The sequence below is a fragment of the Maridesulfovibrio sp. genome (assembly GCF_963677005.1).
In the GTDB taxonomy this organism is placed as follows: domain Bacteria; phylum Desulfobacterota; class Desulfovibrionia; order Desulfovibrionales; family Desulfovibrionaceae; genus Maridesulfovibrio.
Map to the genome: position 1 here is coordinate 3,544,811 of NZ_OY781616.1, position 14,923 is coordinate 3,559,733.

General features: G+C 51.3%; 10 protein-coding genes and 1 tRNA gene. 6 read left to right on the top strand and 5 right to left on the bottom strand.

The annotated features are described in order from the left end of the window. Positions 1-17: 17 nt before the first annotated feature. Both ACKU4E_RS15615 and ACKU4E_RS15620 read left to right on the top strand, forming a co-directional pair. Entirely contained in the window at positions 18-3,809 is a 3,792-nt protein-coding gene (locus ACKU4E_RS15615) for a FecR domain-containing protein (RefSeq protein ID WP_320172012.1), read from the top strand. 316 nt (positions 3,810-4,125) lie between these two features. Beyond that, positions 4,126-8,670: a FecR domain-containing protein gene (locus ACKU4E_RS15620; RefSeq protein WP_320172013.1), complete on the top strand. Its 4,545-nt coding sequence runs from the start codon at positions 4,126-4,128 to the stop codon at positions 8,668-8,670. 82 nt (positions 8,671-8,752) lie between these two features. Here the strand turns inward: ACKU4E_RS15620 and ACKU4E_RS15625 are convergent, their stop codons facing one another. From ACKU4E_RS15625 to ACKU4E_RS15645, 5 genes are all read right to left on the bottom strand, one after another. Next, positions 8,753-8,986: a hypothetical protein gene (locus ACKU4E_RS15625; protein WP_320172014.1), complete on the bottom strand. Its 234-nt coding sequence runs from the start codon at positions 8,984-8,986 to the stop codon at positions 8,753-8,755. Next, entirely contained in the window at positions 8,976-9,230 is a 255-nt protein-coding gene (locus ACKU4E_RS15630; RefSeq protein ID WP_320172015.1) for a hypothetical protein, read from the bottom strand. Before ACKU4E_RS15630 ends, ACKU4E_RS15625 begins: the two co-directional genes overlap by 11 nt. A 149-nt stretch (positions 9,231-9,379) precedes the next feature. Next, positions 9,380-10,714, bottom strand: coding sequence for a tetratricopeptide repeat protein (locus ACKU4E_RS15635; RefSeq protein ID WP_320172016.1), 1,335 nt, complete (start codon positions 10,712-10,714; stop codon positions 9,380-9,382). A 14-nt stretch (positions 10,715-10,728) separates the two neighbouring features. After that, positions 10,729-11,493, bottom strand: coding sequence for a ribonuclease Z (locus ACKU4E_RS15640; RefSeq protein ID WP_320172017.1), 765 nt, complete (start codon positions 11,491-11,493; stop codon positions 10,729-10,731). A 1-nt stretch (position 11,494) separates the two neighbouring features. Further along, positions 11,495-12,148: a type II CAAX endopeptidase family protein gene (locus tag ACKU4E_RS15645; RefSeq protein WP_320172018.1), complete on the bottom strand. Its 654-nt coding sequence runs from the start codon at positions 12,146-12,148 to the stop codon at positions 11,495-11,497. A 115-nt stretch (positions 12,149-12,263) separates the two neighbouring features. On the opposite strand from ACKU4E_RS15645, the gene rfaE2 reads away from it, so the two are divergent. From rfaE2 to ACKU4E_RS15665, 4 genes are all read left to right on the top strand, one after another. Continuing rightward, complete coding sequence (gene rfaE2 / locus ACKU4E_RS15650) at positions 12,264-12,728, top strand: D-glycero-beta-D-manno-heptose 1-phosphate adenylyltransferase (RefSeq protein ID WP_320172648.1); 465 nt, start codon at positions 12,264-12,266, stop codon at positions 12,726-12,728. A 142-nt stretch (positions 12,729-12,870) separates the two neighbouring features. After that, positions 12,871-12,946: transfer RNA gene (locus tag ACKU4E_RS15655), tRNA-Ile, on the top strand. A gap of 206 nt (positions 12,947-13,152) precedes the next feature. Next, positions 13,153-13,962 (top strand): Nif3-like dinuclear metal center hexameric protein, encoded by an 810-nt coding sequence (locus tag ACKU4E_RS15660; RefSeq protein WP_320172019.1) that lies wholly within the window; start codon positions 13,153-13,155, stop codon positions 13,960-13,962. A 158-nt stretch (positions 13,963-14,120) separates the two neighbouring features. Beyond that, positions 14,121-14,879 (top strand): C4-type zinc ribbon domain-containing protein, encoded by a 759-nt coding sequence (locus ACKU4E_RS15665; RefSeq protein ID WP_320172020.1) that lies wholly within the window; start codon positions 14,121-14,123, stop codon positions 14,877-14,879. Positions 14,880-14,923: the final 44 nt, after the last annotated feature.

Sequence of the window (14,923 nt, forward strand, 5' to 3'; positions counted from 1 at the left end):
TTTAATTGGAGTTCATAATGCCTTCCAGTCAGCAGCCGCTTTCCCAAATAGGAGTCGTCACCGGGCTTGCCGGGGAAGCTTTCGCTGAATCTTCGTCCGGAATCAGACCTCTTGAGCAGGGCGGACCTGTTTACAGGGGTGAAGAGTTGATTACCGAAGCCGGTGGCAACGTTGAAGTTCGTTTTGTAGACGATACCCTGCTTTCCCAGGGTGAGAATTCAAGAATAGCCCTTGATGATTATGTCTATGATGCGAGTGACGGTTCTTCCTCCGAACTGATGCTGGACATCGCACAGGGGATGTTCAGGGTTGTCACCGGAAAGATTGCCGAGAACAATCCCGAGCGTTTCAAGATAGGGTCTCCGCTGGCAACCATAGGTATCAGGGGGACCACAACCGTCCATGAGGTAATTCCCGGACAGGGCGAAAGACACGGGGTCGAAGAACTTCATTCCGGGCGTGCTTTGCTGGTTCAGAGTAATATAACCGGGGCCGTTCGCCAGATAGGTCAGTCCATGGGGCTGGTCGATGTGGGGTCGTCCGGGGCTCTTTCTCCTGTGCGTCCCCTGACGATGCAGGAATTCAATTCATTTCGTGAGATTGCTCCATCCAATATTCTTCAGGAGAATGAAATCCGTTCCGACCGGGAAGATTCCGGTGATGACGGGTCTGATGAAGATCAGGATGATCTGCCGCAGGATGACGGCGGGCAGCAGGATGATGGCGGACAGCAGGGTGATCAGCAACAGGACGGTCAGGGAGGAGAAGAGGGAGCCGCATCCGGTGAAGCCCCTCCCGCTCAGGGCGGAGAAGTAGAGGGCGGAGAAGTAGAGGGCGGTGGAGCCGGAGAAGGAAGCTCTCCCCTTGGTTCCGGGATGGGAAGTGTGCTTTTCCCTGACGGCGGAACCCAGGATATCGCCGGTGTTATTCCCGAACAGCAGGAACTGGACGGAACCAAATTATCCAATCCTCCTACCGCTGAAGAACGGCAGCAGGAAGGGGCTGGTTCTCAGCCGGGTGAAGGACCTGACGGGCAGGGCGAACGTGATAGCTCGCCTCAGAACGAAGGAATGGAAGAGGGGCAGGACCAGACTTCCGGAGCAGCTAATACCGGAGACGACTATATAGATGATACCGGCACCGGAACAGGGAATACTGATGACCAGTCCTCCGCACAGTCCGGTGGTGACGAAGATTCCGGCGAAGATGAACATACTCCGGACAACGCGATAGTCGGTACTGTCGGGATAAATAATATCCTTACCGGAACGTCCGGAGCGGACATAATCATAGGTCAGGAACTGGCGGATACCCTCAGCGGACTGGCCGGGGACGATACCCTTACCGGTAATGCCGGAAACGATGAATTGTCCGGCGGTGAAGGAGCCGATACTCTTTTCGGTGGAGCCGGAGAGGACCTGCTCAAGGGCGGTGCCGGTAATGATTACCTTGACGGCGGCAGCAATACTTCAGATGAATTTGATTTTGTTTCCTATGCTGATACTTCCGGCGGAGTGACGGCCTCTCTTGCCGAAGGAACGGCCCATAGTGCCGACGGGGATGATATCCTTGTAAATCTGGAAGGAATAATCGGTTCCAACTACGCGGACACTCTTTACGGGGATGATGAAGCGAATAAATTCGATCCTATGTTGAGTAAAAACTATTCAACAGAATTTCCGGATGAGAACAAGGACTATATTGACGGCAAGGGCGGTTCCGACTGGGTGCAATTCAGTTCCTTGTCCGGTCAGTATCACGTCGAGGTGGACCTCTCTTCTGAAACAGGGACCGCGTCGGTTTTTTATCAGATGGAAAGTTTGCTTAGCGTTGTTGATCTGCTCAGTATTGAAAATGTGGAAGGCTCCTCCGGAAACGACATGATTACCGGAAGTTCCGAGGATAACACGATAATGGGTGGAGCCGGAGCGGACGATATCAGCGGTTTGGGGGGAGACGACTATCTGCTCGGCAACGGTGGAATGGATTTTATCACAGCTGGCGAGGGTACAAACTCCATAGACGGAGGTGCCGGGACAGACCTGCTGAGTTTTGCGGAATCCGACGATGTGGTCAACCTTGTGCTCACTGCGGCGGGCAGCGGAACGGCAACGCACCATACCTCCGAGTCCGTGGACACATTTGTCCGTGTCGAATCATTCAGGGGATCGGGCTACGCGGATATTTTTACCGGAAGCGCTTATAGCGACACCTTTTACGGCGCAGACGGGAATGATTCATTACAGGGCGGCGCCGGTGATGATTTCCTGTCCGGCGGTGCGGGATCGGATACAATTGACGGAGGAGCCGATATCGATTGGGTTTCCTACACGGACGGGGCTTCCGGAGGAGTTACCCTTACTCTTTCAGAAGGAACGGATGGAAGTGCTGTTTCCGGTTCCGATACCGATGTTCTGAGAAATATAGAGAATGCCGAGGGCAGCGGTTATGGAGATACCCTTACCGGTTCTTCGGCCGCCAATATTCTTTCGGGCTTTTACGGCGATGATACCATCTACGGTATGCTCGGTAACGATACCATTCTCGGGGGAGAAGGATCCAACTCTCTTCTCGGCGGTGACGGGGTCGATATTGTTTCGTATGCCGATCTGGAGAACACGGACGCTGTAACGATCAGTTCCGGACAGGGAACCGCTCATCATGGTTCGGGAACGGATACACTGTCCGGTTTTGAAATTTATCACGGCTCCGATGGCGGTGATACTTTTCTGGGCGACACCGGAAATGATACTTTCTACGGCGGGGAGGGCCACGATACATTCGTTGGTGACCTTGGTGCAGATTATTTTGACGGTGGAGACGGGCTCGATACGATCTCTTTCAGTGGAGCAGGGCCTATCAATTTGAACGCCGACATCGGGTCCGGGATAGGAACGGCAACAACCAATGACGGTGTTGCAACTTTTACGAGTGTGGAGTGTTTCATCGGTTCCGAGCAGAACGATTCCTTTACCGGAAGCAGCGGCTCGGAAACATTTGCTGTGGGTGACGGCAGTGATACCGTCAGCGGCGGGGACGGTCTGGATACCCTGTCCCTGGCCCATGCCTTCAATTCCATAACCCTTAAGGTCGATGCCCATACGGCAACATACAGTGACGACACAAACACATACACTGATACGTTTGACAGCATTGAAGGATTTATCGGCGGCAGCGGCAATGATTCGTTTACCGGCAGTGATGCTTCCGAGACATTTGAAGGCGGACTGGGTAACGATTCCATCGCCGGCGGCGGCGGGATTGACGCGGTCAGCTATGCATCCGCTTCGTCTGGAGTCTCAGTCAGTCTGAGTTGCGGAACCGCCACCGGGGGGGCCGGAACCGACATCTTCAGCTCAATCGAATCCATCATAGGTTCCGGACATGATGACACGCTTACCGCAAGCAACAGCGGAGACCCTGTTTCCGGAAGCAGCTATCATGATTCCATTCAGGGCGGCGAAGGTGTAGATACAATCAATCTTGTTACGGGAAGATCCACTGCTGTGGTCTATACGTCCCTTGACGATGGCGGAGACACCATCAATTCTTTTGTTTCCGGAGAGGATCACCTGTTTTTTACCGGAAGCGATTTTGATTCTTCCGCGTTATCCAATTTCAAGGTGATTCATGAGGAATATGATGGCAGCAATTCCGGCCTGGAAACAACCGATGCCTGTTTTATCTTTGACGACAGTACCGGGCAGCTGTGGTACGATTCCAACGGAACTGAAGAACGGGGAGATACTCTGATTGCGACCCTTAACGGTGTTGGCGATCTGCATGACTCAGACCTTTCGGTAAATTGACAGCAGCCTTAATAAATCAGCGTATAATGCCGTTCCGTGTACATGCGGGGCGGCATTTTTTTCTTGTTACGTTTTATGAACCTCAACTTTGAAATTTAATTAACTATGAAAAAACCAATGGGTACGTGATATTTCTGTCAATTGCTGTAAACGAATTCAAATAAAGGGCATAAAAAATGCTAAACTTATGCTTATAAATGCCGAAAACAGTTTTGTACTTGCGGGCAGAAGGAAAAATGCTTATTTTTTAATAAAGAATTCTTAATGGCAGTATGTATCTGCCGCCAGACAGCGGTTGTTTTTCACAGGAGCCGACATGCCTGACAATCCCAACGGTCCTGCCGAGATCGGTGTTGTTACCGGTCTTTCAGGAGACGTATACGCAGAATCCGCTTCCGGAATGCGGGCACTGGAGCCGGGCTCTCCCATTTATCAGGGAGAGGAACTGGTTACCGGCGCTGACGGTAATGTGGAAATCAGGTTTGTTGACGATACCCTTCTTTCTCAGGGCGAAGATTCCCGCATCTCCCTTGACGATTACGTTTTCGATGATTCCGGTGCCTCTGATTTTATGGTCAATATCGCGCAGGGCACCTTCCGCATGGTTACCGGCAAAATTGCCGAACAGAACCCCGAGCGGTTCAAGGTCGGCACCCCTCTTGCCACGATCGGAATCCGTGGAACCACTACTGTTCACGAAGTCATCCCCGGACAGGGGGAGAAGCACGGTGTTGAACAGATCCACTCAGGAAAGGCACTGGTTGTCCAAAGTAACATCACCGGGGCTGTACGGCAGATAGGTCAGTCCATGGGACTGGTTGATGTAAGCAGTTCCGGTGCGCTCAGTTCGGTCCGTCCTTTAACAATGCAGGAATTCAATTCCTTTAGGGAAATAGCTCCGTCAAATATACGGCAGGAACAGGATATTCAGGAGCAGCGTCGCGACGAGCGAGATGAAGATGATGACGCTCCCGCTGACGATCAGACAGACGAGCAGCAGGGCGAAGAAGCTCAGGGGCAGCAGTCGGACGAGCAACCTCAGGACCAACAGGGAGAGCTTGGTCAGGAACAGCCGGGTGAGCTTCCTCAGGATGTTTCTCCGGGCGGTGAATCAGGACAGGAAGGCGAGGAGCTCGGCGGAGTGCTCCATCCCGAAGGCGGACTTGAAGGCGGCAATTCTCCGCTGGCTGATCAGAGAGATTTTAATCCGGTTCAAATAGACAAGCCTGAAGTTCCCGGAAAAGAGAAGGATGTTGAAAATGAGGGCCCCGGAAAGGCTGTTGTAGTTCAGCAGGCAGCTGACAACACTGACAACGGCGATGGCGTCGGGGAAGGAGATGACGGAGATTCCCTGATAGGTGGATCAGGTACGGATACTCTGGGCGGGAGTACCGGCGGGGATACGCTGACCGGCAGTACCGATGGCGATGACTATTATGATACCGGCGATACAGGAACCGGTGATACCGGGGATGATACCCAGACCGGAAGCACGGGAGATGACACCAGTGATACCGGTGGCGATGATACTCCTGTCGTGCCCAGTGTGATAACCGGAACAGTGAATGCGGATACCCTGGTCGGAGGCGACGGGTCGCAGACCATCACCGGACTGCAGGGTGACGATGAGCTTTACGGAAAGGCCGGGGACGATACTCTCTACGGAAATGAAGGCGAGGATGCTCTCAACGGCGGTGCCGGCGACGATTATCTGGATGGCGGGACCGGGGCGGCCGATGAGGTGGATTTTGCTTCCTATGCCGATGCTACCGGATCTGTATCCGTCTGTCTCACAGATGGGACTTCAACCGGTGCCGATGGTCAGGATTCCCTGATCAGCATAGAGGGTATAATCGGCTCCAATTATGACGATTATCTGGCCGGAGATTCCGGTGACAACAAATTTGAGCCCCTGCTGGGGAACGATGTCGTAATCGGCGGGGCCGGTTCGGACACCGTTGCATTCGAAACCCTGAGTAACGACGTCAATGTAACTATCAGTACCTCAACAGGTTCCGCTTCCATTGAAAGTGGCGGGACAGTAATCAACACCATCAGTCTGGACAGTATAGAAAATATTGTCGGCGGCTCCGGAAATGATGAGCTTTACGGTTCTACGGCAGCAAACACAATCAAGGGCAGAGACGGCAATGATTCCATCAGCAGCGATGACGGAAACGACTTTGTTTATGGTGGAAGCGGCAGTGACAGTATCGACGGCGGCGCAGGAAATGACACCCTGTACGGTGAGGCCGGATCGGATATAATTTCCGGTGGTGCGGGCGCTGATTATATCGATGGCGGAACCGACAACAATACCCTTTCCGGCGGTGACGGAAACGACTCCATACAGGGAGGAACCGGTTTTGATACGGTCTCGTATGATTACGCTACCACCGGTGTAACCGTTGATCTCAGTATGGGAAGTACTGTTGTTACTGTCAGCGGTTCGGACATTGACACTATTGACGGTGTGGAGAATGCCATCGGTTCTGATTATGATGACGCTCTTGGCGCCTATATGGGAGGCAGTAGCCTGAGCGGTGGCGCCGGGTCAGATATTCTTGCCGGGAATGTCGGAACGGATTTTCTGCTGGGAGGTCTCGGGATTGACTATCTTTCAGGCGGCGGAGGATACAATACCCTTGATGGTGGTGACGGTATTGACTGGGTTGATTTTACCTATGCTGCAAACGGAGTGACCGTCGATCTCAGTTCCGGTTCAACCACAGTCAATGTTGTTGCCGGAACGGATGTCGATGTTCTTTTAAACATCGAGAACGTTCTCGGCTCAGACTATGCCGACCACATTACGGACTATTCCGGCGATAGCACCGTTGATGCCGGCTTAGGTAACGATACCGTTGTCGGCGGTTCCGGGATTGATTACCTTGTCGGCGGTGACGGGGTGGATACCATTGACTACTCCTACTACACTGCAGGCGGCGTTAACGTAGATCTGCTTGCCGAGGCAGCCACGGTGGTCAGCGGGACTGACGAAGATACCCTTATAGATTTCGAAGTTGTCATAGGAACAGATAACGCAGATACCATTTCCGCGGTAACCTATGTGGCTCAGTCGCTTTACGGTGGCGGCGGGAATGACTCAATTCTGGGCGGTTGGAGCAACGATTATATCGAGGGTGGAGACGGTGATGATTCCATAAACGCCCACGAAGGTAACGATACCGTTTACGGTGGCGCCGGTGACGATAATATAGATGGATCTAACGGAACAAATACTATTTATGGTGGCGCCGGCAAGGATACTATTACCTCCAGTTCCGGTGATGATTATATCGATGGTGGTATTGATGATGATTTCATACAGGGCAATGACGGTAATGATATCCTTATAGGCGGTGACGGAGCGGACAGCATTACTTCCACATATGGTAACAACACGATTACCGGAGATGCAGGAGATGACCGTATATCTGACGGTGCCGGAAATTCGACCATCAGCGGCGGAACCGGACTCGATACGATATGGGGTAATGATGGGAGCGATACCGTTTACGGCAATGAAGATAATGATGTCCTTTATGCCGGTGCCGGTGATGACTATCTGGATGGTGGTGCCGGGGACGATGTTATACTCGGCCAGTCCGGTGGCAATACGTTAATCGGTGGTGCTGGTATGGATACCCTTACCGGTGGAACCGACATTGACCTTGTAAGTTATGCGTATGCCGCAAATGGAATTTTTGCCTATCTTGATTCGGCTGCCACTGTTACTCCAGGAACGGATGAGGACGTGCTCAGCGGAATCGAAAATGCCCTTGGTTCAGACTACGCGGATATGATTACGGCCAACAGTGCCGGAAGCACCATAGACGGTGCCGATGGAGATGATACCATTTACGGCGCAGACGGTGCGGACAGCATACTTGGCAGTGCCGGAAATGATATAATTTCCGGCGGAGACGGGCTGGACACACTGGACGGCGGAATAGGGGTCAACACCCTTGACTATTCATATGCCACTGTCGGTATAGACGCCAACCTCTACTACAACACTGTAACAGTGGTCGGCGGAACAGATGTCGATACGGTCAGCAATTTTCAGGCTTTAATCGCAACAGCCAATGACGACGTCATCATTGGCAGCGCATCCAGTGATACTCTCATGGGTATGGACGGAGGTGACAAGATTGTCGGCGGCGCCGGAAACGATACATCGGTTGGCGGTGCCGGTGATGATACACTCGAATCTAACGACGGCTACGATACCCTTTATGGCGGCGATGGAAATGATACCCTTAACGGGGGAAGCGAGGACGATTTCCTGATGGGTGGAGACGGTAACGACCAGCTTATCGGCGAAACCGGTAATGATACCGCGTCATACACCTATCTGGATACTGGAAGCGTGGGGGTCAATTTTAATTTCAACTCCGGCGCAACCGTAGCGGCCGGAACGGATGTGGATACGATCAGCAGTATTGAAGCGGTAATAGGTTCCAGCCATGTTGATACGATCACAGGAAGTACCTCGGCCTCTGATACCATAATCGGCGGCGGCGGCGCGGATAAGATTTATCTCCAGACCGGGCAGTCTTCTTTGCTCATGTATACGGCGCAAAGCGATTGCGGTGATAGTGTCGATAGTTTCACTTCCGGTCAGGATGTCTTCAAGTTTGACAGCACTAATTTTGATTCGTCAGCTCTTTCGCGGTTTACTACAATTTCCAATTTTGACGGCAGTACCGGGCTTGCCGATTCTCAGGCGTACTTTGTCTATGATGATGTGACTCACGAACTTTATTATGACGCGGATGGAAATTCTTCTTCTGCGGCGACGCTGGTTGCACAGTTAACAAACAGCGATGATGTGGTGCAAACAGACATTTCTTTCTGATCTGTTTAGGTCGCTCCTGAGCAGGAAATTTGTATCCGGAAGTTCTGAACGTTTTTTGGCCTTATTGGAGGCCGGGCAGGATTTATAATTTCTGGTCGTAGATCTGCTGTTCGCAATTTACGATCTGGGCTTTTATATTGCGCAGTGTAATCAGGGCTTTTTTCTGTTCACGCAGGGCAGAAGTCACACTGTTGCGGAGTTGCTCTTCTTCCCGTCTGAATGCCTTTATTGTTTCATCATGCCATTTCCCGATCATCCTGTTGACGAAAATACCGGATACGAGAATTGCCGCTGCAAGCAGCAGTTCAAAAGCCATGGTCGGTTCTGCCTCCTTCCCGCAATGTTCTTTTCAAGTCCTCAAGCCTTGCGGAAACGCTGTTGATGTCTTTTTTTATCTGCCCGGTACCGGATTGCAGCCGCTTGATTTTCTGCTCCGCCTTTTCTCTTTTGTTCTCAAGATGAGTTCTTCTTTTTGAAATATCATTTTCTGCAAACATGTAGCGGGCATACAACGCAACGAAAACAATGAAACAGAAAACAAGAAGCCCTAAAAATAACATATCGACTCCATATAAAAAGCATGAAATATCGACAGGGTGCTGTTGTATACCGCATCGATCATTTTTTCAAAACCGTTTGCAGGGACTATTCTCACAGGATATATGCAGGGCATTGCCGTGGTCACGAATGGTTTTGCCGTCTGTACAGTTCAGCTGTTGGGTACGACCTTTTTCAGAAGGGCTTTAAGCCTCGCGTCTTCCGTGAATTCGGTCAATGCGTCTTCTATAACCATTCTGGCTTCATCGGTCATGCCCATTTTAAGAAAAATTCCGGCAATATTGCGGGCGACCGAAGGGGCGGATTTATGAATCATCTGCTCCGAGCGGACTGCCCGTTTGAAATATTTGGCGCACAGGGAGTACTCCTTGCCATCCGAATAGGCCAATCCGATGTTGTAGAACAGGCCTGCTTCGTTTGGAGCTACTCTCAGCGCTTCCTGATAGTTTTCCACCGCGCGTTGCCATTTTCCCTGTTTGCGCAGGGCTATGCCCAGCCTGTTGTATGTTTCCAGATCGTCCGCCGTCAGGTTCGCCGCTTTTACCGAAAGAAGTTTGGAATAGTATTTTTCCGCCTTTTCCGGGGCAATCTCGAAAAGGGATTCCGCAATACCGCTCATGACCTGCGAAAGATAGCCGTGTGCTTCCTTCACAGCGCATTTCACGGCCTGATCGAAATATGATTCGGCATCCTCAAGTTCATCGCGTTCAAGATGGACCCTGCCGATTTCACATTTTCGTTCGGTGTTGAGCGGGCTGATCGAGTCCAGTTTTTTCAGATAGCGCAGATATTCAACGTCATCATTGTTCTTGTAGAACTCGGCCAGTTTTTTGATCGGCTCCATGAACACCTTGGATTGTTCATGTGCCTTGAGATAAGCTTTTAACGCTTCATCGCGCCTGCCCATTCCGCTTAGAGCATCGCCCAAAAGCATCAGTCCGGCAGGGCTGCCGGGTTTGATCTCAAGTATCTTGGCGCTGATCTGCATAACCTGTTCTAGCTCTCCGCGCCGCAGAAGTTGCTTTCCTCCTTCCACCAACTGGTTGAGTTTGCCCTGGGGCTTGATGGTGAAGGCCAGCTTCTGGACAAGACTGTCCACTGAAACAGGTTTGGTAATGATGTTGTTCGCGCCAAGTTCGTGCAGGAAGATAAGTTCCTCTTCGCCTGTTTCACCGGTGAGAACAATGAGTTTTATTTCGGGATAAAGTTTGCGGATATTCAGGATAAAATCGGCTGAAGGCTTTCCTTTCAGAATGCGTTCAACAAAGACCAGCACAGGAACTCCTGATCCGGCTTTGTCTTTGATTTCCAGCATCGCCGTGGGCTGTTCCTGAAAGAAACTGAGGCAATCACGTCTTATTGCCAGAATTTTGTAGAGAGTGCCCCTCAGAAGTTTGTAGAATGAAGGTTCATCGCTCAACAGAATAGCATGTCCGGACAATCCTTCAAAAAAATTGCGCACTATCTGATCGTAACTGGTTGCCACTTGTCCCCCATTAGTCACATTGCCTTGCCCGGCGTGACTCTTTGGCCGTCTTCTGGAAGAAAAAATTCAACTGATTCGGATGTATCAAGAATATGTTGCAGGTCAACTTTTTTACAGGTTCGCATAAAAGGGTCCAGATGTACAAGAGCAACCTGACCTATTTTTGCAATAGATGCAAATTCAATGACTTGTGTTACAGTAGAGTGTCCTTTTACAGGCGTGCTTAGCTGCTGGGCCTCCATGATGCCCAGGTCGGCACGGTATGCAAGGGCCGCACACTCAGCCGTTACGGAGCCGTCTCCACTGTAGAAAACTGATTTTTCGTCTATCTCAATGCGAACGGCCAGTGCCGGGGGAGAATGCTCAACATTGCATACTCCTATCCGGAATCCGGCAACACTTTTCATGTCCCCGGAATTGAATTCTTCAAATAATATATCAAAAGGAATTTTGTCCATCAGGTGCGGATATGCAAGAGCTGTAAGGTCGCGTATCTTTTGTTCAAGCCCTGCAGGTCCGCATATGTGCAGAGTTTTTTGTCGCCCTGTACTGAACAGGAAGCCCAGCAGGAAAGGAACTCCGAAAAAATGGTCTCCGTGAAAGTGGGAAATCCAGAGCATATCCAGTTCAGCAGGATTCGAGGCTTTTTGGGCAAAAGCGTGACCCGCGTTGAATCCGCAATCCAGAAGGGCGGATCTGCTGCCGGATTCAATCAGTATGGAAGTTGAGGTCCGCTCGGCATCAAAAGCCGAACCTACTCCCAGAAATGTGCATTTCATTTTACAGCCCCCAGAATTCACATGCCAGTCCTGTAAAGGAAAGTACGTTGATTATGAAGTGTGCAATTATTGTAGGGTATACCGATCCTGTCTTCCACATGCAGAGCATGAGCCCGGAACCGGTAACTGCTGTCGCCGCTAGGGCAACAGGGCCCTGTGACCAGTGTATCAGCCCGAAGATGGCTGCCGAGGTCATGAAAACAGCCGGGGTGGAGTATCCTTTTTCCTTTAATGCCGAAAAAACAAGCCCCCTGAAGATGATTTCTTCTGCGACCGCAACCAGTGCCAGTCCGATAGTCATATCCAGCATGTACAGAGGGGAGTCCGGACCGATCGGGATAGAGCCGAGTCTCAGGGAGGGCAGTATGCCGTTCCAGAAGGCGAATCCCGGTTCGTCAAGGCAGAGCCCGAGAACTGTCATTCCGGCGGTCCAGCTGAGAAATCTCCCCTTGGAAAGGGAGACGAGGCCGAGGTCCGCGCGACTGAGAGTTCCCTGCCCGGTGAGGAAGAATAGGTAGCCCAGCGGGAGCAGTTTCAATCCGTAATCTATCGTCAGCCAGAGAAGTTCGTGTCTGATAAATATGTTCGAAAAATCATTGAGATAGAACGGTAGGGCGGTGATTATCAGAATCGTTGATTTTTTCTTGCTGTTCATGGTGATTGCTCCTTGCAAAGTCCTGTTTTCTGATTATCATCTGCTCATCATCACCACAACCCGGAGATTTTATTTGAGTCAGGAATTGAATATCGGCCTTTGCAGTCCAAAGATAATGTCAGCCGAGGAATTTGAAAAAGTGCGTGCGGATTTTCCGGCAGGCCGGAAGATAGTGTTCACCAACGGCTGTTTTGATATCCTTCATGCCGGGCATGTTGATTTGCTTTCCAGAGCACGCGAACAGGGTGATTGTCTGGTGCTGGGGCTCAATAGTGATAAGTCCGTACGCTCCATAAAAGGTGAAAAGAGACCTGTTACCGGGCAGCAGCAGCGGGCCTTTGTTCTGGCCGGGCTGTCCTGCATTGATTATGTGATTTTCTTTGATGAGGATACGCCGTATAACCTTATCCGGCGTGTGCGCCCGGATGTTCTGGTCAAAGGCGGAGACTGGGCGGTGGAAAAGATCGTCGGAAGGGATGTTGTGGAGGAGAATGGCGGAAAGGTGCTTTCTCTCCCGCTTTTGCCCGGGTATTCCACCACCGGCATCATCAGGCATATCCGGGATAAGGAAATAGAATAGGGCGGGTGTGAACCTCTACGCTGTTTCTTTGTGTCGGTTTGTGTGTTAAAGAATAATTTCGGCTTTTATTTAAATATTTGCGGTTTGATGCTTGACAACGGCGAGTCGTCTGCGGTAGTAGACTCGACTCGCTTGGCGAAACGGGCCAATAGCTCAGTTGGTAGAGCCCCCGGCTCATAACCGGATGGTCCCAGGTTCGAATCCTGGTTGGCCCACCATTTTATCATATGGATACATATCAGAATATAATCCTGACCTTACCGCCTTTCCTGTAGAAAGGCCGATGTGCTCCCGGGGGACAGCCCTTGCGGGAGCATATTATTTTATCGGGACCGGATGTGTTGAAATCTGTTAATTGTGGTAATAATTGGATATACCTGTTCTGTCTGAAGTTGTGCCGAAGACAGGGCCAAAGGTGGACCTCATGAGAACGGCGGAAGTTATCAGGGCGATAGAGAAGCTGGTGCCTTCAGGGTATGCGTCTTCATGGGATAACTGCGGTGTCCAGATTGCCGGAGCGGAAAGGAATGTCGCCAGGGTTGCCGTTGCGCTTGATCCGCTTGCGCAGGTTGTTGCCGAGGCCCTTGGATGGGGTGCTGATTTTATTCTTACCCATCATCCGCTGGCGATCGAAGCAAAGCTTCCGGCAAGGCTTGACTGGTTCCACGAGGTGATGCGGCTGGTGCTCGGTTCAGGGGTGACTCTCTTTGCCGCGCATACTTCCCTTGATGTACAGTTCAGGGGAGTTGTCTCCTGGCTTGGTCGGGAATTTGGCCTTGAGGACATGCAGGTCCTGGAGCCTGTTGCGGAAGATGCCGCAGGAAATGTCCTGGGGTTCGGATGCATCGGGAATTTTTCCGTTTCCCGCCCGTTCGGGGAATTTGCCGAACAGGTTGCCGTTCTGGCGGGGTGCGATTTTATACCGGTTTGCGGTCCGCAGCCGGAAAAAGTCGGTCGGGTTGCCATCTGCCCCGGTTCCGGCTCGTCCCTTATCGAAGACGCTCATGCGGCGGGGGCGGATGTTTTTATTACCGGAGACGTCAAGTATCATCCTGCGCAGGAAACTCCTGTCGCCATTCTTGACGTAGGGCATTTCTCCCTTGAGGAAGAAATGATGCGCCGGTTTTCCCTGATATTGGGATCAGAACTGGGCGATACAGTGCAGGTCAAATTTTTCAGCGGACGCAATCCCTTTGCCTTTCATCTGCGCGGGGAAGGTGTCCGCAGGTCCTGAAAAGGATCTTAAAATAAGAAATCAACAGTTCCGCAGAGGCCTTACGGAACTGTCACTATGTTTTATTGCGGGAAATGCCGCCCTTTGCGGCAAACCGAGTTTCCGAACATCGATGTGGCGGAGGCCGTACCAGGCCGTCCGCAAAAGGGGACCCCAGAATGTACGAAAAACAGATAGAACAGCTTGTTGTACTGCAGAAGGTTGATGATGAAATTATCCTTCTTGAAGCGGAAATAGATCAGGCACCTAAAGACGTTGCGGCTCTGGAAGCCCGCTATGAATCTCTGATGAAGCGCAAGCAGCAGCTTGATGAAAAACTTCAGCTTCTTCAGGATCAGAAGAAAAAGCTTGAACTCGAGATTGAAGAAGATTCCGTCAAGGTCAAAAAGAGCAAGAGCAAGCTGATGCTGGTGGGTACCACCAAGGAATACCACGCGATGATGCGTGAAATGGACAGCCTTGAGAAGCTCAACAGACTGCGTGAGGAAGAGAAAGTAACCGTGCTGGAGGAAACAGCCCGCCAGACCGAGATGCTTGAAGAAATCAATTCCAAGATGAGCGCCCTCAACGATGAACTTGAAGAAAAGCGTGCCGGACTCAAGGAAAGACTTGCTGCCGCCAATGGGGAGCTGGACAAACTCACCAAGCGTCGCAATGAAGCCTGCGAGGTTGTTCCCAAACCTATTCTCGGACGTTATGAATTTATTCGTTCCCGTCTTTCCCACCCGGTTATCGTGCCGGTTGAGGCAGCAGTATGCACCGGCTGCAATATCATGATTCCGCCGCAGGAGTACAACGTGCTTCAGGAAGGGAAACAGATTCTCAGCTGCCCCAACTGTCAGCGTCTTATTTACTGGATCGAGCATATTCCCGAGGCTGCAAAGCCCAAGGCTCTTCAGAAAGAAGCTGCTGAATAATTTGAATGAATCGCCCCTGACAGGCCGTTTGAGCCTTTCAGGGG